Origin of the sequence: Clostridium sp. UBA7339, assembly GCF_002470865.1 — a bacterium.
GTDB lineage: Bacteria > Bacillota > Clostridia > Clostridiales > Clostridiaceae > Clostridium_J > Clostridium_J sulfidigenes.
The window spans coordinates 578,621-602,792 of the sequence record NZ_DKPI01000006.1 but is presented as its reverse complement, the minus strand read 5'-3'; the positions used below and the strand labels follow the sequence as shown (position 1 = coordinate 602,792).

Below are 24,172 nucleotides of genomic sequence, written 5' to 3'. Positions count from 1 at the left end.
TTACTAATAGGAGGAACAATTATGAGTCAATTAAAGGAAGAATTATTATTAAAATTAAAGAATAAAACAGCTAAACTAGGTGTAGTAGGTCTTGGATATGTAGGACTTCCTCTAGCAGTAGAAAAAGCTAAGGCGGGATATGAAGTTATAGGATTTGATGTTCAAGATAAAAAAGTTGTTATGGTTAACAATGGAGAAAATTATATAGGTGATATAGTAGATAATGACTTATCAGCCCTTGTTAAAGCGGGTAAGCTAAAAGCAACTACGAATTTTAGCTTCATAGAAGAAGTAGATACAGTATGTATAGCTGTACCAACACCTCTTGATCTTTATAAACAGCCGGACTTATCCTATGTAGTTAACTCAACAAAAGATGTAGCAAAATACTTAAAGCGAGGAATGCTTATAATTCTTGAGAGCACAACCTATCCTGGAACAACGGATGAAGTTATAAAACCAATTCTTGAAGAAAGTGGATTAAAATGTGGAGAGGATTTCTTTTTAGCATTTTCACCAGAAAGAGTAGATCCCGGTAATAAGGAATATAACACTAAAAATACACCTAAGGTTGTAGGTGGATGTACACCAGAGTGCACTGAGGTTGCAGGAACTTTATACAGATGTGTATTGGATGGAGAAATTATGGAGGTATCGTCACCAGCAGTAGCTGAGATGGAAAAAATTCTTGAAAATACCTTTAGAAATATAAATATAGCCTTAGCTAATGAAATGGCAATATTGTGTAAGAGGATGGGAATTGACGTTTGGGAAGTTATTGAAGCTGCAAAAACTAAGCCTTATGGATTTATGCCATTCTATCCAGGTCCAGGTCTTGGTGGTCACTGTATACCACTAGATCCATTCTACTTGGAATGGAAGGCAAAAGAGTATGATTATCATACAAAACTTATAGAGACTTCAGGTATAATTAATGATTCTATGCCAGAATTTGTAGTTGAGAACGTGATGAAGCTTTTAAACGGACATAAAAAGGCGTTAAATGGTGCAAAAGTACTTGTTATGGGTGCAGCATATAAAAAAGATATAGATGATATGAGAGAGTCACCAACATTGAAAGTCCTTGAGATATTAAACAAAAATGGTGCGGACATAATGATTAATGATCCATATATTCCGTCTTTTAAACATAAAGGTATTGAATATATATCAGTAGATTGGGAAAAAGAAATTGATAATGCTGATATAGTAATCATCACTACAGATCACAGTTGTTACGACTATGAATTGATGGTTGAAAAGGCTAAGATCCTTTATGATACAAGAAATGCGACAAAGGATGTTAAAAAAAATAGAGATAAAATAAATAAACTTTAATATATTAAGTGTATTAGATACAGCACTACAATGTCTTTTGTGCTGTATCTAATAATTATGAATAAAAATTTAATAGATAATATTGGTAATAATTAACCATATTTAAAGGGTTCGAGTTTAGTCTTAATCCCTAAAATATATTAGGAGGAATTGGTATGAAATTATTTAATGTAGCTGTTATTGGATGTGGAAGGATATCCTATAAGGGAATAGAAGCAGTGGTTAATAACAAGGAAAGGCTACAGTTGGTATCAACTTGTGACCCTATAGAAGAAAAAGCTATTGCAAAGAAAAATGAATATATTGACAAGTTAGGTAAGGAAGTTAAAGTTAATATATATAAAGATTATAAAGAAATGTTAGAAAAAGAAGATATAGATATAGTGTATATAGCAACTGAAAGTGGATATCATCCAGAAATTGCTATAAATTGTATGAAAAAACATATTCATGTTATAGTTGAAAAACCAATGGCGTTATCAATTAAAGATGCTGATGAAATGATAGCTTGTGCTAAAGAAAATAATGTTAAATTATGTGTATCACATCAAAATAGATTTAATACTGCTATTCAAAAACTAAGAAGTGAAGTTGAAGCAAATAATTTTGGTAAGATGGTTAATGGTACAGCAAGAATACTTTGGAATAGAAACATGGGATATTATGAGCAAGCTCCTTGGAGAGGGACTTATGAACTTGATGGTGGAACATTAATGAATCAATGTATCCATAATATAGATTTACTACAATGGATGATGTGCTCAGATGTTGATACAGTATATGCTCAATGTGATACTTTCTTAAGAGATATTGATGCAGAAGATTTTGGAGCTATATTAATAAGGTTTAAAAATGGTGCCATAGGGATAATAGAAGGAAGTGCTTGTGTGTATCCTACAAATTTAGAGGAAACATTAAGTATTTTTGGGGAAAAGGCAGCTGTTTGCATAGGAGGCCTTGCAGTAAATAAAATTGAAACTTGGAGAATTGAAGGCTCAGAAGAAAGTGAGGAGAAAGTTTTGGCAGCACAAGAAGCAGATCCAGATAGTGTTTATGGATTTGGACATACTTTATTATTTAAAGATGTAGTAGACTCTATCATAGAAGATAGACAGCCACTGGTAAGTGGAGAAGAGGCTAAAAAACCTCTAGAAATAATATTAGCTGCTTACAAGTCTACAGCAACTGGAATGCCTGTTAAGTTTCCATTAGGCGATTTTTCTACTATGGATATGAAGGAAATGAAAAATAAGTAAGTGAGGGTTCACTGTGGGATATAAAAAGAATATAGCAAGTAACTTTGTTACTCAAATAATTACGTCAGTTTTGGCCTTTATAGTGAGCATTATAGTTTCTAGAGTGCTAGGAGCAGAGGGAAAAGGTGAGGTGGCATACTTTCTATTGTTTTTTACAACAATAGGACAGTATGGTCACTTTGGAATAACTTATGCTACACCGTATTTTAGTAAGAAGACACAGTATAGTAGTGAGGAAGTTTTTAATAATAATTTTTCTTATATAATATTTATGTGTATTATACAGTCCATTATAGTGGTTATTGGTAGAAGTTCAGGTTTGATTTTCCAAGGTTATAATTATGGAATGATTTTATTGGGGATACTAATATTATCTTTTACTATGATAACTGAATTTTTATCAACAGTATATATATCTAATGAGAAAATTATTGAAGTAAATAAAATTACATTAACATCAAACATAGTGAAAATTGCATTGACTATAATATTATGGTTTACTGGATTGCTAAATATATATAGTTACTTAATGATTTTATCCTTACCAGTAATATTTAATGCTATATTACTAGGAAGAAGATATAATCAAAGATTTAAATTATTAATAAATAAAAGCATAATGATTAAAGAATTTAAGTTTGGAATAACTATATATTTAGCAACTTTATTTATTTTTATGAATTATAAAATAGATCAATTTTTCATAAAATTTATGTTAGGAACTACAGATTTAGGAGTATATAGTATAGCTGTATCTTTAGCAGAACTATTATTTTTAATCCCTGGTAGTGTGGCAAGTGCAATTTTGGGAAGATTATATAATATGAAAAATGATACATCAGAAGAAAGAGCAAGACTAACTAGCAATACTATAAAGGTTACGTTTTACGTTACATTTGTACTTATGATAATTGGTATTTTATGTACATATATTATTCCTGTTTTATATGGAGAGCAGTATCGAGGTGCTATAATGCCTACAATTATATTATTTGTTGGAATTTTATTTGCATCAATAGGTAAAATATCTTCATCATACTTTCAAAGTTCTGGTCAACCTAAGGTACATTTATATATAACTTTTACTGTATTTGTAATAAATATTGTATTTAACACGGTGTTAATTCCAATTTGGGGGATAAGTGGTGCTGCAATTGCTTCTAGTATTTCATATTTTGCATATGGAATTATATATGTAATTATTTTTATTAAAAAAGAAAATTTTACATTTGAGGGACTGTTTTTATTTAGTGAAAATGATAAAAATGTGATTAGAGAGATGAAATACAAGGTTTTGAAAAAGCGTTGGAGGTAATATGAAAAAATATTTAGATTATATCAAAGAAAATAAGCAAAAAGCAGGAATATTATTATTTATAATAATAATAGTTTTATTAACCATATCAATATGTGTTAAAATTAGTATTACAAAGAAACAGAATGCTGAAAAATATAAATATGATAAAATTATAACTTTTAAAGATAATAATTTTGAAAAATCTATAAGAAGAGAAATTAAAAAGTATATTGGTAATATTTATGAGAGTGATTTGGTTGGTATTGGTACTTTAGATTTAAGTGAAAGTAAAATTGAAAGCATTGAAGGAATCCAATATTTTCATTCACTTACTGATTTAAACTTAAGCAAAAATAAAATAATAGATATAGAACCATTAAAAGGATTAACGTATCTTAAAATATTAAATTTAAGTTCTAATCAGATTGAAGATATAACTTTTTTATCAAATCTTAATAATTTATTAGATCTGGATTTATCTTACAATAGTATACGTAATGTTGAACCTTTAGGTAAAATAGATAGTATAATATGCTTGGATATAGCTAGAAATAATATTAGTAGTGCAACTACACTAACTAACTTAAAAAACTTAAAAATTCTAAATATAGCTAATAACAGATTAAATAAATTTGATGATTTAACTAAAATAACACAGTTAGTAAATCTTGATATTTCAAATAATTCAATTATGAGTTTAAAAGGAATTGAAAATTTAATTTATATTAATGAATTTAAAGCAAATGGAAATGGTATAGAGGAAATAGATAGCCTTAAAAGTAATGAATATTTACAAATACTAGAGCTATCTAATAATAATTTAGATAATTTAAGATTTGTTGAAGAAAACATAAATCTTCAAAGTTTAACAGTTTCTTACAATGATATTTCAGATTTGAGTTATATAAATAGACTACATAACTTGGAAAAAATCAATATAAGATATACTAATATAGAAAATATTGAATTATTAGTAAAACTTCCGAGTTTAAATGAAATATATGTAGATGATAGATTAGATAGAACACCGTTATTAGATATGAAAACAAGATTTAAAAATGCAGATACAAAGACTAAAGAATTTTTTATGGATGATATATACAACAATAAGTAAAGGAAGAAAAGTTTATGACTTTAAAAATATTATTAGTTACATTAGGATTGACAATAAGTACTTATTTGTTCAAAAAAGCAGCAGGAACATTAAGTATAAGAAAATTAAATTTAATATCTTATACATTTTATTTATTCATACTTCAAACATATATTGGTACTAGTTTGGTGTTTCTTGGAGATAAGCAGCACTATACTATTAACTATATTTTAAATAATGATACTATACCAAGAACTTTTTTCTATGTACTTTTAACAGCTATATTATTTCCTTCAGTTATAATTATATTATATAAAATATTAAAAGTAGATGTGAGAGATAGTTATAGTGAATATTTAAAGTGTGATACTAATATAGATAATGAAAAATTAGTTTTTTATATTGTTCTAGTATTTTCAAGCTTTTCTATAATTTTAATGATTCTTTTATTCATTAAGATTGGTTATATACCATTATTTAAAATGATATTTACAGAACAAGGATTTAACTTTAAAACAGCTAGAATAAATATTTCTAATATTACTATAATACATCAATATGTAAAGAATATACTTATTCTTTCTTTAATACCTGTATTTTCATATATATCTTTTGTTTACGCATATAAAACTAGGAAAATAAAATGGGCATTATTATTTGTTACTTTAGCTATATGCTCTATACTCACTAAGACATATAATTTTGCAAAAACGCCAGTTATATTTTACTTGTTTACATTTGTAATAGTATTTGTGATGTTAAATGATGGTATTAAAAGATACTTCTTATATATAATTATAGGATTTTTAAGTGGGTTAATTATTTTGTTCTATAAAGTAATGGGATATGTGCTTGAATTTTCTATTCATACAGGACCTATAAGTAGGTTGATATTTACTCAAGCTGGAACGCTTATGTATCATTTTGATTTCTTCCCTAATCACTTTCCATTTTTAATGGGTAGAAGTTTTTCAGGAACGATGCTTAGAATATTAGGTTCAGACTTGACGCCTTTACGTTCTGCTAAATTAATTATGGCATTCTATGGTTCGAGAAGTGTATTTGAAGGAACAGCTGGTGTTATGAATGCTCTTTTTATAGGAGAGGCTTATGCCAATTTTGGTTCAATAGGTGTACTCCTAAGTATAGTGTATGTGGCAATATTATTTGGGATAATATATTATTTATTTACTAAGAAGCTACGTAAAACTGCACTAAATGTTGCGTTATTTGGGATTTTAACTGGTGAATTAGCAAGTATTACTCAAGGTGGATTCTTTGACTTTATATATAATGCAAATATAATAATTATAGTGTTACTATTTATTTTTATTAACTATTTAAGCAAATATATATGTATTTATTTGAAAAATAGAAGAAGTAAGTCTAGTTAATAAGACTATATGTGATAAAATAATAAATTAGAGCAAAAGCCTGTTAATGTTGTAATTTTGTAAAGAGGTGAAAAAATGAAAAAATGTATTATATATTATCCATTTTATATTAATACAAGTTATCCTAGTGCATCTAATATTAGACCGATGAAGTTTATTGAAGGATTTAAATCTGCTGGATATGAAGTAGAAGTTGTTAAGGGGTACGGTGAAGAAAGAAAGAAAAAAGTAAAAGAGTTAAAAGAGAAAATTAAAAATGGAGAAAAATATGATTTTATATACACAGAAAGTGCTACAGAACCTACATTATTAACTGAAGCAAATCATATTCCAATGTTTCCATTTTTAGACTTTGATTTCTTCAATTTCTGTAAGAAGCGTGATATTAAAATAGGGTTATTCTATAGAGATATTTATTGGAGGTTTGATCAGTATAAGAAGAGTGTTCCTTTTATAAAAAGAATACCAGCATATATGTTTTATTATTATGATCTGCTAAAGTATAAAAAATATCTAGATGCATTATACTTACCATCTATAATGATGAAGGAGTATATTCCTATAGATTTAAATATACCAACTTATGATTTGCCATCAGGATGTGATGAATTAAGTGTTGATACTAGCTCAAATAAGAAAAGTAATCAGATTAAGATACTTTATGTAGGTGGTTTAGATAAAGAACTATATAATATAGAAGGTATAGTAAGGGCAATATATAAAAATGAAAAGTTCGCTTTAGATATTTGTTGTAGAGAAAATGAATGGCAAGCAGGAAAGCAAGATTATGAAAAATATTTAAATGATAGAATTAAAGTAATTCATAAAAGTGGTAAAGAGTTAGATGAAATTGCGATGAAAGCAGACTTCTTCTCTTTAGTAGTGGAAAGTTCAGAGTATAGAAAGTTTGCTATGCCGATGAAGTTATTTTCATATGTAGCTTATAGAAAGCCTATACTAGGTATTAAAGGAACTGCTGCAGGAAGATTTATAGAAGAAAATAATATTGGTTATGTTGTAAACTATACAGATAAGGATATAGAAGATATGTTAGATCATATTGCAAATAACTCAGAAAAAGAGAAAAATGATAAGTTAAAGGCAGTAGAAGTAGCCTATGAGAATAATACATGGAAAATGAGAGCAAAAACGGTAATGGAAAGCCTTATTGGTAAATAAGGACTAGTTCAAAGGAGATAAAAATGAAGATTTGTTATTTATCCGATGCAAATAGTATACATACAAAAAAGTGGTGTCAATTTTTTAAGACCAAGGGATACGATATACATGTAATTTCATTAAATGATGGTGAGATAGATGGAGTTACTGTACATAGTCTAAAAATACAATTAGAGAATGTAAGAAATGGAAGCTTTATGAGTAAGCTTCAATATCTTACGTATACAGGTAAGGTTAGAGCTTTAGTTAATGAAATAAAGCCAGATATATTGCATGCACACTATGCAACTAGCTATGCGTTTTTAGCTGGAGCTACTAATTTTCATCCTTACGTTATTTCTGTTTGGGGAAGTGATGTTTATGATTTTCCAAAACAGAATATATTATGTAGAAAATTTGTTGAGCGAAATTTATCTAAAGCAGATGTGTTGCTATCTACAAGTAAAGTTATGGCTGAGGAAACCAAGAAATATACTAATAAATCTATAGAAATAACTCCATTTGGTGTAGATATTAACTTATTTAAACCTAATAATAATAAATATGATGATAGAGAAGGTATAGTAATTGGAACAATTAAAGCCTTAGAAACTAAATATGGAATTGAGTATTTAGTAAGAGCTTTTGGAAGTCTAACAAAAAAATATGAAAATATTTACCTAGAAGTAGGAGGAATAGGATCTCAAAAGGAATATTTAGATAATCTATGTAAAGAATTAAATATAGAGAATAAAGTTAAATTTTTAGGATTTATAACCCAAGGAGAAGTAGTTCAGTCATTTAATAGATTTGATATTGCAGTATTTCCTTCAACGTTAGATAGTGAAAGTTTTGGAGTAGCAGCTGTAGAAGCTCAAGCTTGTGGTACTCCAACTATAGTATCAAATGTAGGTGGGTTACCAGAGGCTACATGTCCTGAAAAAAGTAGTATTGTAATTCCTAAAGAAAATGTTATTGACCTTGAGAAAGCCATAGAAAAGCTAATTATAGATAAAGAACTAAGAGTTTCTATGGGGAAATATGGAAGACGGTTTGTTGTTGATAACTACAATGTTAAAGATAATTTCAATAAGGTAGATGATATATATAAGCAACTGTTAACTAGTCAACGTAAGTAAGTTAAAAAGGAGTAGAAATTATGAAGATAATAACAGTTATTGGTGCTAGACCTCAATTTATTAAAGCTGCGGCAGTATCTAATAAGTTAAGAGAAAAACATGAAGAAATATTAGTTCATACAGGACAACATTATGATGAAAATATGTCAAAGATATTTTTTGATGAGTTAAACATACCTTATCCTAATTATAATCTTTCAGTTGGGTCTGGAGGACATGGAAAGCAAACTGGAGAGATGATGACAAAGTTAGAGGAAATATATGAAAAAGAAAAGCCAGATATGATTTTAGTATATGGTGATACAAACTCTACTTTAGCTGGAGCATTAGTTGCAAGTAAAATGTTAATTCCTGTAGTTCATGTTGAAGCGGGACTTAGGAGCTTTAATAAAGCTATGCCAGAAGAGCAGAATAGAATACTTACAGACCATTTATCATCCAAATTGTTTGCACCTACTGAAACAGCTATTAGAAACTTAAAAAATGAAGGTATAGTGGAGAATGTATATAATGTAGGAGATGTAATGTTTGATGCAGTTCTTCATTTTGGTGAGATCGCTAAGAAGAACAGTACAATAATTGAAAGATTAAATTTAGAAAATAAAGAATTTATATTAACTACAATACATAGGGCTGAAAATACTAATGATATTTCAAGATTAAAAAATATAATAGAAGCTCTTAATGCTAGTGATAAGACCATAGTTCTTCCATTACATCCAAGAACTAAAAAGTATATGAGTGATTATAACTTAGAGTTCGGTGATAATATAATAGTAATTGACCCAATAGGATATCTAGATATGCTTGCGTTAGAAAGCAACTGTATAAAGGTGGTAACTGATAGTGGCGGAGTACAAAAAGAAGCTTTCTTCATGAAGAAACCATGTATAACAATGAGAGATGAAACTGAATGGGTAGAGACTGTAGAAAATGATTGGAATAGAATTGTTGGAACTGATAGAGATAAAATACTAGATGCTATAGTTAATTTTATACCAAGCAAACCACAAATGGATATATTTGGAGATGGGAAATCTTCTGAAAAGATTTGTATCATTATAGAAAAATAAGATTGGTAAAGAGGGAATTCTAATGAAGATATTATTTTTAACTCAGTATTGTCCTCCAGAAGTAGGAGCTCCTCAGAATAGGATTTTTGAGTTTGCCAAACAATTAAAGAAATTTGGTCATGAGGTTACGATATTGACTGCTATGCCGAACTATCCAAGAGGAGAAATATTTGAAGAATATAGGGGCAAGAAGATAGTTAAAGAAACTATTGATGGAATAGATATAGTACGAACAGGAATTTATGCTACTAAAAGTAAGGATTTTGTAAAGAGACTTAGAAATTATTTATCATTTACTTGGAGTAGTGTATTTAGTGGAGCAAAACATATAGAAGAGCAAGATGTGATAATAACAGAATCACCGCCATTATTTCTGGGATGGTCAGGATATGTTTTATCAAAGATGAAAAAGGCTAAGTTTGTATTTAATGTATCTGATTTATGGCCAGAGTCGGCAGTAAAATTAGGTGTTCTACATAATAAAGCTATGATTAAAGCATCTACATGGTTAGAAGAATTTTGTTATAGAAAAGCGGCAGCAGTTACCGGGCAAACCAAGGGCATTGTTGATAACATAGTTTCTAGAGGATTTGACAAGAACAAAGTTCATATTATAACAAATGGTGTTGATACAGAATTTTTTAAAAAGGAAAATAAATCTGAAGAGTTTAGAGAAAGTATAGGAATAGAAGATAAATTTGCAGTTGTTTATGCAGGTATTCATGGAATTGCTCAAGGACTTGAAGTGTTAGTTGATGCAGCTGAAATTATAAAAGAAGAAAAAGAGATACAAATTGTATTTATAGGAGAAGGCCCAGAAAAGCCAATGCTTATGAATAGAGTTAAAGAAAAGAAACTTGAAAATGTTACTTTTTTACCTATGCAGCATAAGAAAGATATGCCTAAGATTATAGCTTCAATGGATGCAACTGTAGTACCACTAAAAAAATTAGACATATTTAAAGGTGCACTACCATCAAAGATGTTTGAAAACTTAGCTTCAGAAATACCTATTGTATTAGCTGTTGAAGGTGAGGCAGAAAATTTAATTAATAGTGCTAAAGCTGGAATTGTAGTTGAACCTGAAAATTCTAAGGAAATTGCAGAAGCCATTTTAAGACTATACAAAGATAAAGAACTGAGAGAAAAACTTGGGGAAAATGGGAGAGAATATGCTATAAGAAACTTTTCTCGAGAAGCAATTGCGAGAAAGTTAGAAAATATATTACTAGAGTTAAAGTAAGGAGGCATTAATATGGTTAGAAAAAGAGAAACTTTTTTACCTTATTCAGTACCACTACTTGAGGATGATGACATAAATGAAGTAGTAGATACATTAAAATCAGGATGGGTAGCTAAGGGTCCTAGAACTATTGAATTTGAGAAGAGATTCGCAGAATATACAGGTGCAAAATATGCTATCGCTATGAATTCAGCTACTGCTGCATTACATATTGCTTTAATAGCAGGAGGAGTTAAACCGGGAGATGAAGTTATAACAACTCCAATTACTTTTGCAGCTACTGTTAATACTATAATTCACGTAGGTGCGACACCTGTATTTGTAGATGTAGATCCGAATACATTTTGCATTGATGCAAATAAAATAGAAGAGAAGATAACAGATAAAACTAAAGCGATAGTTCCGGTGCATTATACAGGCCATGCTTGTGATATGGACAAAATAAGAGCTATTGCTGAGAAGTACAATCTTTTTGTATCTGAGGATGCAGCACATGCCATCGATACTTACTATAAAGGTGATTTAATAGGGAAAAAAGGCGATTGTGCATCTTTCAGTTTCTATGCAACTAAGAATATATGTACAGGTGAAGGCGGAATGCTTACAACTAATAGAGAAGATATAGCTGAAAAAGCAAGAGTTATATCAACTCATGGGATGAGTAAAGCTGCGTGGAATAGATATGGCAAAGGTGGGTCATGGAGATATGATATAGAATATCCGGGGCATAAGTACAATATGTTTGATATTCAAGCAGCTTTAGCTAAAACTCAAATGAATAAGTTAGAGTTTATGCAAGATAGAAGAAAAGAAATAGTGAAAAAATATGAAGAAGCATTTTCTCATCTTGATGGAATAAAACTTCCACCAGAGGCAGAGTATACTACTCATTCATGGCACCTTTATGTAGTAAGATTAGACCTTGATAAGCTTACAATAGACAGGGATAAATTTATAGAGCTTATGGCAGAAGCTAATATTGGAACTAGTGTTCATTTTATACCTGTACATTTAATGAGTTATTATAGAGAGAATTATGGCTATAAAGAAGGTGACTTCCCGGTAGCTGAAAGTTACTTTGATACTATACTTTCATTACCATTGTATCCAAAGATGAATGATGATGATGTTGAAGATGTTATTAATGCAGTTACTAATATAATAAAAGAAAATCATAAATAATATCTTACTATATTATGCTAAAGACTTAGTTCTTTTAAAGTAGAATTAAGTCTTTTACTTTATGATTTATATAAATATAACAATTAATTAAATTGTATGAAATATAGGCTTTAGCATTAAAAATATATGATATTAATTCATGCATGATAAATACAAATTAATAAATTCATAATAATTAAAAAATATTTTTTTTGTAAAATAAATGATATAATAGTCTTATGTTCGTACAAGGAGGAAATATTTTGGAGAACAATATAGTAATAGATAAAAAAGAAAAAATAGAAAATAAAAAAATGCAATTTTTTTTAAAAAGAGTTTTTGATATGATACTATCGATTATAGGAATATTATTATTATCACCCATATATTTAATTATTGCTATAGCAATAAAACTAGATAGTAAGGGGCCAGTATTATTTAAGCAAGTTAGAGTAGGAAAAGATAGAAAAAATTTTACCATATATAAATTTAGAACTATGGTGATATCAGCTGAAAGCAAGAGAGAATTGCAAATAGATCCAACTAATATGGATAACTTTGTATTTCAGAGTAAGAGTGATAATAGAATAACAAAAGTAGGTAGTTTTCTGAGAAACACAAGTCTTGATGAAATACCACAATTATTTAATGTTTTATTTGGTCATATGAGCTTGGTTGGACCAAGACCTGAAATACCGGAAGTTGTAAAATATTATCCGGAGAACTATTATCAAAGATTATTAGTTTTACCTGGAATTACAGGTTTAGCACAAGTAAGTGGAAGAGGAGAAATTGAATTAGGAAAAACTATATATTATGATTTAACTTATATAAGCAACTTTTCTATATGGTATGATATTAAGATTTTATTGACTACTATTTTTAAGGTATTTAAACGAGAAGGAGCTTTTTAGTAAACAGCAATATTATTTAATAAAACAAATTGACTGTTATATAGAGTGGATTAGTTTGGTATATTCCTTTCATGAGTATTTAAAAAAGTTTAAATATCATGAGTCATAGGGGAGGAAAAATTATGGACAAGAGTAGCAATAAAATTAAGGGGATTTTTTATATTGCAGTAGCATCTATAGCCTTTGGATTAATGCCAATTTTAGCTAAGTTAGCATATAGTGGTGGAGCAAATCCTATAAGCACTTTAGCACTCAGGTTTACTTTTGCGTCAATAATACTTTTATTATACATAAGGAGTAGGAATATTTCACTTAAATTAAATAGATGTCAAATAAGAATTATATTATTTTTAGGTGTAGTGGGATATTCAATGACATCAATTTTATTATTTGTATCGTACCAATATATTGATGTAGGGATAGCTGGTATGATACTTCATACGTATCCGTTAATGGTTATGGTTTTATCTGTATTATTTAATAAAGAAAGATTCAATCCGAAAAAATTTTTATATTTGATTATAACAATTATTGGTATATTTATTATGCTAGATGTAAAAGTTCAAAAGGTAAGTAATGTTGGAGTAATATTAGTTCTATCATCAGCTCTATGTTATGCTATTTATGTAATCGGTGCATCAAATGAAAATATTAAAGGATTAAATAATTTTGTTATAACATTCTATATATCTTTAATTTCAGCAATAGTTGGAGGATGTATAGGAGTTATAACTGATAGTTTTAATAGTGTTATAAATTTTTATGGAATTATATCCATATTATTGATTGCATTTATATCTACCGTTGTTGCATTAATGGCATTTCTAAAAGGAGTAAAACTTATAGGAGCAACAAATGCTGCTATTTTTAGTGCTTTAGAACCTATAGTATCTTTAGTTTTAGGGGTTATTGTTTTAGGAGAACCCATATCATTTAAAATAATCATTGGAAGTTTTATAATAATAGTAATCATGGTTAAATTGGCAAAAGATACCGTAAAAAAATAAAATTTACTTTATGAAATGGATTATGTCACTTAAAGATAGTTATTTATATTGATAATATGTGATGAAAAATGGAAATTAATCTTATATATAAGTTATAATGATATAGTAAGGTATATTGATAAATATAATAAAGGAGTTTTATATGAATGTATTAATATTACCAGCCTGGTATCCTAATAAAAAAGATTATGTTGGAGGTATTTTTATAAAAGAACAGGTTAAAGCTCTTAGAAGTATTGGCATTAATCCAATAGTATATTATCCTTTTGATGAGGAAATTTTACCCAATAATCTAAGTTTGAGCATAGAAGATAAAGTTAAGATATATAGAGCTAATACGGATTATATGAGAAATAGCAAACTGTCTAAGTTTAATAGCTTCAAAAATGCAATTAGATATTTAAAAAAAATAATTAAAGATAATAGTATCGATTTAATTCATGCTCATGTTGGCTATCCAGCAGGAGTCATAGCTTATTTGAATTGTTTTACAAATACGAGTAAACCTTATATTCTAACTGAGCATAGATCTAATACAAGAGAATTTGCAGATAGATTTTATAATATAGTTCTTAAACAAGTATATAAGAATGCAAAAAAAGTTATAACTGTTAGTGAATTTTTAAAAAAAGAACTTGAATGTTTAGGATATGTTTTTAATGGGAAGGTCATAGGAAATGTAGTAGATATTTCTAAAGATAGAGTTGCAAATAATCCTATAAAGGATAAGGTTACTATACTCTTTATTGGAAGTATGGAATCTAATGAAGTTAAAGGAATAAAATATCTAATTCCTGCATTGGAGCGATTCATTAAAAATACACATCTTAAAATTGAAGTTTTATTTATAGGTGAGGGTACATATAAAGAAAATTATGAAAATCTTGCTCAAAATTTTGGAATACAGAATAATTGTACTTTTATTGGAAAAATCCCAAATGGAAAAGTTGGTTATTATATAAAAAAAAGTAACTTTTTAATATCTTCTAGTATAAAAGAAACTTTTGGGGCAGTGTTAATTGAGAGCATGAGCTATGGAAGACCCGTTCTTGCAACTAAGTGTGGTGGGCCTGAAGAATTTGTAAATGAAACAAATGGTATTTTAGTTGAAAAAGAAAATGTGGATGCATTGTATAACGGATTAAATATGATGGTAAGTAAATATTCACAATTTTCTAGTGAAACTATTCGAAGATATGTGGAAGACAACTTTTCTTTAAAGGTGGTAGGAGAAAAATTAAAAAAAGAATATGATGATATAGTAAAGTCTATAAAATAAGCATAAGATATAATAACTGTTGTATTATAATGATTTAATTATCATAATACAACAGTTATTGTTTTGTTAAATCATTATTAAATTAATAGAACAAAGAATAACTAATTCTTTAGTAAGTTAAAATGATAATACATTAAAAATATTCATAATATTCAGACGTAATAATTAAAAGGTTATTTTGATTTTATAAAGAATAGTAATTATATAGGAAAGTATATTGTAAAGGGGAGATATTAATGAATAAAGTAATAATCAATGGAAATGACTTAAGACTTGAAGATATAGTAAATGTGGCTAGAAATAATTATCAAGTTGAGCTTAGTGAAGAAGCCATAAAAAGAGTAGAAAAATCTAGAGGAATTGTAGATAAAATTGTTGAAGAAGATAGAATAGTCTACGGAATAACTACAGGGTTTGGAAAATTTTCTGATGTATCTATATCAGGTGAAGATTGCAAAACTCTTCAAAGAAATTTAATTATATCTCATGCTTGTGGCTTTGGAAACAGCCTTGATACAGATATAGTGAGAACAATAATTTTGCTTAGAGCTAATGCTTTATCCAAAGGATATTCAGGAATAAGATTATCAACACTACAAACCTTGGTGGCTATGCTAAATAAGGGAGTTCATCCAGTAATACCAGAGAAAGGGTCTTTAGGAGCATCCGGTGATTTAGCACCATTATCTCATATGGTATTACCAATGTTAGGAGAAGGAGAAGCTGAGTATCAGGGTAAAATAATAAGTGGTAGAGAAGCTATGAATAAAGCTGGTATAGAAGTAGTTCAATTAATAGCTAAAGAAGGTCTTGCATTAATTAACGGTACTCAAGTTATGACTGCTGTTGGAGCTTTGGCTTTATGGGATGGAATAAACTTAATTAAGAGTGGCGATATAGCTGCTGCATTAACAGTAGAAGCACTAAGAGGAATAAGAGATGCGTTTGATTTAAGAACTCATAACATACGTCCTCATGAAGGGCAAATTGAAACAGCAAAGAACATATTAGCTTTAGTAGATGGAAGTTCTCTTGTGACATCTCAAGGGGAAATTAGAGTACAGGATGCATATACTTTAAGATGTATACCACAAATTCATGGAGCTTCTAAGGATGCATTAAATTATGCAAAACATAAAGTAGAAATAGAGATTAATTCAGTAACAGATAATCCAATAGTAACAGAGGAAGGAGACGTTATTTCAGGAGGAAACTTCCATGGTCAACCTATGGCATTAACTTTTGACTTCTTAGGTATAGCTATGAGTGAAATTGCCAATGTATCTGAAAGAAGACTTGAAAGATTAATTAACTATCAATTAAATGATCTTCCAGCTTTTCTTGTTAAACATGGTGGCCTAAATTCTGGATTTATGATAACTCAATATGCAGCAGCAGCTTTAGTTTCTGAAAATAAAATCCTTGCTCATCCTGCTAGTGTTGATTCAATACCTTCTTCTGCAAACCAAGAAGATCATGTTAGCATGGGTACAATAGCAGCTAGAAAGGCAAGGGATATAATAAGAAATGCAGAGAGAGTCGTAGCTACTGAAATTTTAGCTGCATGTCAAGCTATCGATTTTAGAGAGGATTATACTTTAGGTAAAGGAACTAAGGTTGCCTATGAATCAGTTAGAAACGTAGTTAACTTTATAGAAAATGATGTAGTTATGTATAAAGAGATAGATAAGGTTACAGATCTTCTTCGTAGTGGAGAACTAGCTAATAAAGTTGAAGAAGTAGTTAAGGTTAATTATTAATGCAACCCTAAAGACTTTAAAGAATTAGTATATTATAATTTAAAAATAAAAAGTGATACCAATATCTATAAATACAGGTATTGGTATCAACTACAAATAAATAGGAGGAGTTAATTATGGCAAGAATAGTAGAATGTATACCTAACTTTAGTGAAGGTAGAGACAAGGAAAAAATTGAAGCTATAGTAAATGTATTTAGAGGAGTAGAGGGAGTAAAGTTACTAGACTATTCTAGTGATGCAGACCATAATAGATCTGTTGTTACTGTGGTAGGAGAACCAGAAGCTCTAGAGAAAGCGATAATAAATATGGCAGAAAAGGTTTATGAAAATATAGATATGAGTGCTCATACAGGAGCTCATCCAAGAATGGGTGCTCTAGATGTAGTTCCATTTGTACCTATCGATGGAATTACCATGGAAGAGTGCGTAGAAATAGCTAATAGAGTTGGTAAAGTAATTGCAGAAAGATTTAATATTCCAGTATATTTATATGAAAAAGCTGCTACAGCTTCACATAGAGAAAATTTAGCAACGGTAAGAAAAGGTCAATATGAAGGCTTCTTTGAAAAAATAAAAGAAGATAAATGGGCACCAGACTATGGTCCAAAAGAAGTTAATGTTAAGGGTGGATGCGTTGCTATTGCTGCAAGACAACCTTTAGTAGCCTTCAATGTAAATTTAGGAACAGACAATTTACAAATAGCAGATACTATTGCTAAGACAGTTAGACATTTAGGTGGTGGATTAAGATTTGCAAAGGCTATGGGAGTAATGCTTGAAGATAGAAATATAGCACAAGTATCTATGAACTTAGTAAACTATGAAAAAACAGCAGTATACAGAGCTTTTGAAATGGTTAAGATGGAAGCAAAACGCTATGGAGTACCAGTAGTTGGTAGTGAAGTTATAGGACTTGTACCAATGGCTGCTTTAATCAATAGTGCTGAGTACTATCTTCAAATAGAGAATTTCTCCATGGATCAAATACTAGAAAGAAGAATAAGCGAATAAAATAGCTTAGGAGTTGAAAGACATGTCTATATTAATTAGGAATATTGATTGCTTGGTTACCTGTGAAGGTAGCCATAGAAAAAAAGGCAAGGAAATGAATGATGCCAATATCATAGAAAATGGTTTTGTATTTATAGAAGACGATATAATATCTGCTGTAGGAAAAGATGAGGAATATAAATCCTATATAGATGAAGATACCATAATTATTAGTGGTAAAGGCAAAACAGTTACACCGGGACTTGTAGATCCCCATACTCATTTAGTTTATAGTGGAAGTCGTGAAAATGAATTACCTCTAAAATTAAATAAGGTAGGATATATTGAAATCCTAAATATGGGTGGAGGAATATTAAGTACCGTAGAAAACACTAGAAAAGCATCTCTAGATGAATTAGTAGCAGAAGCTAAAAGTAGACTTAATATAATGTTAAATCACGGTACAACTACTGTAGAGAGTAAATCAGGCTATGGTTTAGACTTAGAGACCGAGAAAAAAATATTAGAAGTAAATAAAAGATTAGATAAGACTCATCCAATAGATGTGGTATCTACTTTTATGGGAGCCCATGCTATTCCTAAGGAATATAAAGGTGATAGAGAAGGTTTTATAAAACTTATAATGGAAGAAATGATACCAGGTATAGCAAAAGAAAATTTAGCAGAATTTATAGATTGCTTCTGTGAAGAAGGAGTATTCACTACTGAGGAATGTAGAAAAATCCTTGAAAAGGGTAGAGAATATGGAATGAAACTCAAGCTTCATGGTGATGAAGTTGAATCTGTTAAGGGAGCAGAGCTTGCAGGAGAGTTGAAATGTATTTCAGCAGAGCATTTAATAGCAGCTTCGGATGAAGGAATAAAGGCTTTAAGTGAAAATGATGTGGTAGCGGTATTATTACCATCTACAGCTTTCTATTTAATGCTTGGTAAGTTTGCAAGAGCAAGAGATATGATCGATAATAACGTGGCCGTTGCACTTGCTACAGATTGTAACCCAGGAACATCTCCTACTGAATCCATGCAAAATGTTATGACCTTTGCATGTTTCGGAATGAGAATGCTTCCTAATGAGATAATCAATGCTATGACTATAAATGCAGCTTGTGCTATTAATAGAGAAAAATCTGTAGGTTCTATAGAAAAAGGTAAAAAGGCCGATATAGCTATATTTAATAGCAAAAACTTAAATTATCTAGTTTATCACTTTGGAATAAATTCTATAGACAAGGTAATAAAAAATGGTAAGATAGTTGTAGATAGAGAAAAAAATAAGTAATTACAGGAGGAATATTTATGTTAGATACAAAAACTGTGAGAGAGTTTATTGGAGAATTAGGTTCAAATTCACCAGCTCCAGGTGGTGGAAGTGTAGCAGCTCTTTGTGCATCATTATCTAGTGCATTATCATCAATGGTTTTTAACTTAACTGTAGGCAAAAAAGCTTATGAAGCATTAAATGAGGAAGAAAAAGCATTAGTAAATAAATATTTAGAAGTATCAGGAAGAGAAAAGGATGAATTCTTAGACCTTATGAATGAAGATACAGAAGCTTTCAATGAACTTATGGCTGCATTTAAAATGCCTAAGGATACTGATGAAGAAAAAGCTGCTAGAAGTAGTAAAATACAATTAGGGTATAAGGCAGCAACACAAGTACCATTAAAAGTAGCAAGAAGATCCTATGAAATTTATGAAGGAATTCTTGTATGCGTTAAATATGGTAATAAAAACGCTATTTCTGATGGTGGTGTAGCAGCATTATTGGCTCAAAGTGCTATAGAAGGAGCAATTTTAAATGTAAAAATAAATCTTTCTTCTATAAAGGATGAAGCTTATACAGAGGAAATTAGAAGTAAATTAAAAAAATTAAGTGAAGATGGTATGAAAAAGCAAAAAGAGATATTAGCTATTGTAAATCAACATATGTAGCTTAAGATAATTACAAACACTATATAAAAGAGAATGTCTCAGGGAAGAATATCCATTGAGTGCATTCTCTTTTTTAATAAGATTATATTTATAAATATAGTTATAAATATGAAGAACTCACTAAATAATTTTTAAATTAATAAGATACAGAGAAGCGATACCACTAATTTTTATTACGCTAAGTTGCTAAGTTTTAAATCAATATTATTTGTGCAAATATGAAAATTATGCTTAAATGTAAAATAATGAAGGCGATGAATGTAAAAATATGTTGACAAGTAAATATTTTTGTATTAAATTTCTCAAATAAATTTTGGAAAAAACTGTAACGGATTAACAATATAGTGTATAATTAGTGTATGTTCTAAATGTAAAAATTTATGAATATAATATAGGTTGGAGGGAAGCGTATGTTACTTAGGTTTGAACCATTAGATGACAAAATCGTAGTTACACTTCAAGGAGAACTTGATCATCACAGTGCAGAAGAAGTTAGAACTAGGATTGATGATATTTTAGATAAAGATGGATATAAGGCTTTAATTTTCAATTTTTCTGGTGTGAATTTTATGGATAGTTCAGGAATTGGAGCAGTAATAGGAAGATATAAGAAGATGTCCTTAAGGGGTGGCAAGGTGTGCTTAACAAATGTTACACCTACAGTTAAGAGAATATTTGAACTTTCAGGTATGTTTAAAATAATTTCAATGTATGAAAATGTTGAAGAAGCACTAAGGAACATTTAGTGGGAGGAATTAATGATATGGAAAATAAAATCAAAGTTGAATTTAGTAGTTTATCTAAAAATGAAAGCTTTGCAAGAGTTGTAATAGCAGCTTTTGCTGCGCAGTTAGATCCTACATTAGACGAGCTTAGTGATATAAAAACTGCAGTATCAGAAGCAGTTACCAATGCAATTATTCATGGCTATGGCAATGAAAGTGAAGGTAACTTTGTAAAATTAGAGGCTACAATTATTGAGAATGAGTTTACAGTAAAAGTAATAGATAATGGTGCGGGAATAGATAATGTAGATATGGCAATGCAACCTCTATATACATCTAGACCTGACCTAGAGAGATCAGGAATGGGCTTCACAGTTATGGAAACTTTTATGGATAGCCTAATAGTAGAATCTGTAAAGGGTGAGGGAACAACTGTAACAATGAAAAAAGCTTTCAACACTGTAAGATAGGTGAAAAATATGAGTGAGAAAATTCATAGAAATAATAACTATAATTATGACGATAATAAGGAACTTATAAAACGGGCTAAAGAAGGAGATAATGAAGCTTTAGAATATTTAACAGAAATGAATTTACCTTTAGTTTCTTCTATAAGCAAAAAGTTTTTAAATAGAGGCTATGAGTACGATGATATATTTCAAATAGGATGCATAGGCCTAGTGAAAGCTATAAATAACTTTGATGAGAACTTTAATGTAAAATTTTCTACATATGCTGTTCCAATGATTATAGGAGAAATAAAAAGATTTTTAAGAGATGATGGAATGATAAAGGTAAGTAGAAGCATTAAAAATACGGCTAGAAAGTTACACTATGATAAGGATGCATTAACCAAAGAACTCGGAAGAGAACCCACCATTGAAGAATTATCAGATTATTCAAAAGTAGATAAAGAAGATATAATCACTGCACTAGAATCTGCTAGTAGCATGCAATACTTATATGACACTATTCATCAAGATGACGGAGCTCCAGTATTACTTATAGATAAGCTTAGTGAGGATTATGAAGAAGATAATGAGGTAATTGATAAGCTAGCATTGAAGGAAGCCTTAAATAAATTGGATGTTAAATCAAGGCAAATTATAATACTTAGATATTTTAAAGATAAAACTCAAATTCAAGTAGCTAAGATGATGGGCATAAGTCAAGTACAAGTTTCTAGAATTGAAAAAAAAGTTCTAAAAATTATGAGAGATAGGCTATCTGGGTAAACAGAGTTCTTAGCTTCTTCGAAGGTTAGAAATCGTTATCCAGGGACGTAGCAGCTCTTTACTACCAATTTGAAAAAGATGGGAGTATTAGAGCTGATAGTCATCGGGTAAACAGAGTTCTTAGCTTCTTCTAAGGTTAAAAAAATCATAAGTTTTTAATTTGTAAATTTGAAAAAGATGCGTAAGCATCTTTTTTTGTTTAAATTTTAGTAAAATGCAGATACTATCATTAATACTTTTACAATTTTGATGTTAGGAGGATAATAATGAAAGTAAAAGAAACTAAAATAAAAGCTAAGTTTCAAAATGTATATGAAAGTTCCAAACCTAAACCTACTATATTTAAGAATTCTTTCAGAGCCTTTTGGACTGGTGGATTAATATGTGTAGTTGGAGAGATTATTTTTAAAACATTGATTTATTTAGGTCAAGATAAATTACAAGCTACTGCATGGGAAACAGTTATTATGATATTTCTAGGAGCCCTTTTAACAGGGATAGGTATATATGACAGAATTGGAGATTATGCAGGAGCTGGATCGGTAGTCCCAATAACAGGCTTTGCAAACTCTATTGTATCACCAGCCATAGAATTTAAAAAAGAAGGATATGTGTTTGGAGTTGCATCAAAGATGTTTACTATAGCAGGACCAGTGCTTGTTTATAGCATTAGTGCCTCTGTTATACTTGGAATATTATATTATATTTTTAGGTGGTAATAATATGGGAAGAAAAGTAGGATTACAAACAGTAGAATTATTGACAAAACCAAGACTTATAGCTACATATACCGTTGTTGGTCCCAAAGAAGGGGAAGGTCCATTAAAGGATAATTTTGACGAGATTCTAGAGGATGATTTATGTGGTTGTAAGACCTTTGAATCGGCAGAAAGTAAAATGCAACTACATGTAGTTCAAGAAGTACTTAAAAAAGCACACCTTAAAGAACAAGATATCTCTTATGTTTTTGCCGGGGATTTAATAAATCAATTAATGCCATCTTGTTTTATGGCAAGAGAAGTAGATATTCCATTTTTGGGTTTATATGGGGCATGTTCAACATTTATAGAAGCACTTTCACTAGCATCAATATGTTTAGAAGCAGATATAGGTAATCATATGATGGCAGTATCTTCATCTCATTTCTCATCATCAGAGCGTCAGTTTAGAGTACCTCTAGAAATGGGAAGTCAACGAGCTCCATCATCTCAATGGACGGTTACAGGTGCAGCAGCGGTGGTATTAGCTAAAAAGGGAAACAATGTACCTCGTGTAACTCATATTACCCTTGGTAAGGTAAAGGATTATGGAATAACTGACCCTAATGAAATGGGAGCAGCCATGGCTCCAGCAGCAGTTGATACTATAAAACAACATTTTCAAGACACAGGTAGAAAGCCTAGTGATTACGACATCATTGTCAGTGGAGATTTAGGTTCTGTTGGTAAGCAAATAACTACTGAGTTATTAAAGGAATATGGCTATAATATAGGATCAAATTATATTGATTGTGGTGATGAAATATTTGATTGTAAATCACAGAGTACCAACTGTGGAGGTAGTGGAGCAGGATGTTCTGCTACAGTTATGAGTAGTATGATTTATAAAGGAATGATACAGAAAAAGTATAAAAAGGTGTTACTAATTGCTACAGGAGCTCTTCTAAGCACCATATCTAACTATCAAGGTGAAACTATACCAGGTATAGCCCATGCCATTGCTCTAGAGTTTGGGGGTGAATAAATATGTGGGGAGATTTTCTAAGGGTTTTTGTAGTTGGTGGAATCATTTGTGTAATAGGTCAAGTTTTAATGGATACCACAAAATTAACTCCATCTAGAATATTAGTTATCTTTGTAGTATCAGGGGTAGTTCTTCAAGGATTTGGCATATATGAAAAGATAGCTGAGATTGGTTTATCGGGAGCTAGGATTCCTCTACCTGGATTTGGATATTCCTTAGCTAAAGGTGTTATGGAGGAAGTTGATAAAAATGGTTTATTAGGAATTGTTACAGGAGGTGTAAGTGCTACTTCTGCAGGTATAGCGGCTGCTGTAGTATTCGGATACCTAATGTCAGTACTATTTGACTCTAAAACGAAGTAAAGCATATAAAAAGTCTTCTCAAATTTGTGTATTTGAGAAGACTTTAATTT

The 24,172-nt window shown here is 29.8% G+C and carries 23 protein-coding genes; all 23 read left to right on the top strand.

Annotated elements, in window-relative coordinates:
- The first annotated feature begins 21 nt into the window (after window positions 1-21).
- The 23 genes from B2S02_RS06320 (at window position 22) to spoVAE (ending at window position 24,122) form a co-directional block, all read left to right on the top strand.
- Window positions 22-1,338, top strand: a complete 1,317-nt coding sequence (locus B2S02_RS06320) for a nucleotide sugar dehydrogenase (protein ID WP_346848615.1) — start codon at window positions 22-24, stop codon at window positions 1,336-1,338.
- 155 nt (window positions 1,339-1,493) lie between these two features.
- Entirely contained in the window at window positions 1,494-2,594 is a 1,101-nt protein-coding gene (locus B2S02_RS06315) for a Gfo/Idh/MocA family oxidoreductase (protein ID WP_346848616.1), read from the top strand.
- Between the two features lie 13 nt (window positions 2,595-2,607).
- Window positions 2,608-3,909, top strand: coding sequence for a flippase (locus B2S02_RS06310; protein ID WP_346848617.1), 1,302 nt, complete (start codon window positions 2,608-2,610; stop codon window positions 3,907-3,909).
- A gap of 1 nt (window position 3,910) precedes the next feature.
- Entirely contained in the window at window positions 3,911-5,005 is a 1,095-nt protein-coding gene (locus tag B2S02_RS06305) for a leucine-rich repeat domain-containing protein (protein ID WP_346848618.1), read from the top strand.
- 14 nt (window positions 5,006-5,019) lie between these two features.
- Complete coding sequence (locus B2S02_RS06300) at window positions 5,020-6,378, top strand: O-antigen polymerase (RefSeq protein ID WP_346848619.1); 1,359 nt, start codon at window positions 5,020-5,022, stop codon at window positions 6,376-6,378.
- Window positions 6,379-6,453: 75 nt separating this feature from the next.
- Entirely contained in the window at window positions 6,454-7,557 is a 1,104-nt protein-coding gene (locus B2S02_RS06295; protein WP_346848620.1) for a glycosyltransferase family 1 protein, read from the top strand.
- A 23-nt stretch (window positions 7,558-7,580) separates the two neighbouring features.
- The gene (locus B2S02_RS06290) at window positions 7,581-8,675 is read left to right on the top strand and encodes a glycosyltransferase (RefSeq protein WP_346848621.1); all 1,095 of its coding nucleotides are present in this window, start codon (window positions 7,581-7,583) and stop codon (window positions 8,673-8,675) included.
- Window positions 8,676-8,695: 20 nt separating this feature from the next.
- Entirely contained in the window at window positions 8,696-9,748 is a 1,053-nt protein-coding gene (wecB, locus tag B2S02_RS06285) for a non-hydrolyzing UDP-N-acetylglucosamine 2-epimerase (RefSeq protein ID WP_346848622.1), read from the top strand.
- A 22-nt stretch (window positions 9,749-9,770) separates the two neighbouring features.
- Window positions 9,771-10,991 (top strand): glycosyltransferase family 4 protein, encoded by a 1,221-nt coding sequence (locus B2S02_RS06280; RefSeq protein ID WP_346848623.1) that lies wholly within the window; start codon window positions 9,771-9,773, stop codon window positions 10,989-10,991.
- A 12-nt stretch (window positions 10,992-11,003) separates the two neighbouring features.
- On the top strand, window positions 11,004-12,173 hold the full coding sequence (locus B2S02_RS06275; protein WP_346848624.1) for a DegT/DnrJ/EryC1/StrS aminotransferase family protein: 1,170 nt from the start codon (window positions 11,004-11,006) through the stop codon (window positions 12,171-12,173).
- A 218-nt stretch (window positions 12,174-12,391) separates the two neighbouring features.
- On the top strand, window positions 12,392-13,066 hold the full coding sequence (locus tag B2S02_RS06270) for a sugar transferase (RefSeq protein ID WP_414632888.1): 675 nt from the start codon (window positions 12,392-12,394) through the stop codon (window positions 13,064-13,066).
- A 122-nt stretch (window positions 13,067-13,188) separates the two neighbouring features.
- The gene (locus B2S02_RS06265) at window positions 13,189-14,073 is read left to right on the top strand and encodes a DMT family transporter (protein ID WP_346848625.1); all 885 of its coding nucleotides are present in this window, start codon (window positions 13,189-13,191) and stop codon (window positions 14,071-14,073) included.
- Window positions 14,074-14,215: 142 nt separating this feature from the next.
- Entirely contained in the window at window positions 14,216-15,352 is a 1,137-nt protein-coding gene (locus B2S02_RS06260; protein ID WP_346848626.1) for a glycosyltransferase, read from the top strand.
- Between the two features lie 236 nt (window positions 15,353-15,588).
- Window positions 15,589-17,112: a histidine ammonia-lyase gene (gene hutH, locus B2S02_RS06255; RefSeq protein WP_346878553.1), complete on the top strand. Its 1,524-nt coding sequence runs from the start codon at window positions 15,589-15,591 to the stop codon at window positions 17,110-17,112.
- Between the two features lie 116 nt (window positions 17,113-17,228).
- A complete protein-coding gene (gene ftcD / locus B2S02_RS06250) occupies window positions 17,229-18,125 on the top strand; it encodes a glutamate formimidoyltransferase (RefSeq protein ID WP_035134405.1) in 897 nt (298 codons plus the stop codon).
- A gap of 22 nt (window positions 18,126-18,147) precedes the next feature.
- Window positions 18,148-19,404 (top strand): imidazolonepropionase, encoded by a 1,257-nt coding sequence (gene hutI, locus B2S02_RS06245; RefSeq protein ID WP_346848629.1) that lies wholly within the window; start codon window positions 18,148-18,150, stop codon window positions 19,402-19,404.
- A 17-nt stretch (window positions 19,405-19,421) separates the two neighbouring features.
- Window positions 19,422-20,057: a cyclodeaminase/cyclohydrolase family protein gene (locus tag B2S02_RS06240; RefSeq protein WP_346878554.1), complete on the top strand. Its 636-nt coding sequence runs from the start codon at window positions 19,422-19,424 to the stop codon at window positions 20,055-20,057.
- A gap of 410 nt (window positions 20,058-20,467) precedes the next feature.
- Window positions 20,468-20,803: an anti-sigma F factor antagonist gene (spoIIAA, locus tag B2S02_RS06235; protein WP_035134409.1), complete on the top strand. Its 336-nt coding sequence runs from the start codon at window positions 20,468-20,470 to the stop codon at window positions 20,801-20,803.
- 17 nt (window positions 20,804-20,820) lie between these two features.
- Window positions 20,821-21,252 carry an anti-sigma F factor gene (gene spoIIAB / locus B2S02_RS06230; RefSeq protein WP_035134411.1) on the top strand — a complete coding sequence of 144 codons (432 nt, stop codon included), beginning with the start codon at window positions 20,821-20,823 and terminating at the stop codon, window positions 21,250-21,252.
- Window positions 21,253-21,261: 9 nt separating this feature from the next.
- Complete coding sequence (gene sigF, locus B2S02_RS06225) at window positions 21,262-22,017, top strand: RNA polymerase sporulation sigma factor SigF (protein WP_035134413.1); 756 nt, start codon at window positions 21,262-21,264, stop codon at window positions 22,015-22,017.
- A 266-nt stretch (window positions 22,018-22,283) separates the two neighbouring features.
- Window positions 22,284-22,736, top strand: coding sequence for a stage V sporulation protein AC (spoVAC, locus tag B2S02_RS06220; RefSeq protein WP_346848631.1), 453 nt, complete (start codon window positions 22,284-22,286; stop codon window positions 22,734-22,736).
- 4 nt (window positions 22,737-22,740) lie between these two features.
- Window positions 22,741-23,760, top strand: coding sequence for a stage V sporulation protein AD (gene spoVAD / locus B2S02_RS06215; RefSeq protein WP_150844476.1), 1,020 nt, complete (start codon window positions 22,741-22,743; stop codon window positions 23,758-23,760).
- A gap of 2 nt (window positions 23,761-23,762) precedes the next feature.
- Window positions 23,763-24,122 carry a stage V sporulation protein AE gene (gene spoVAE / locus B2S02_RS06210; RefSeq protein ID WP_346848632.1) on the top strand — a complete coding sequence of 120 codons (360 nt, stop codon included), beginning with the start codon at window positions 23,763-23,765 and terminating at the stop codon, window positions 24,120-24,122.
- Window positions 24,123-24,172 lie beyond the last annotated feature (50 nt).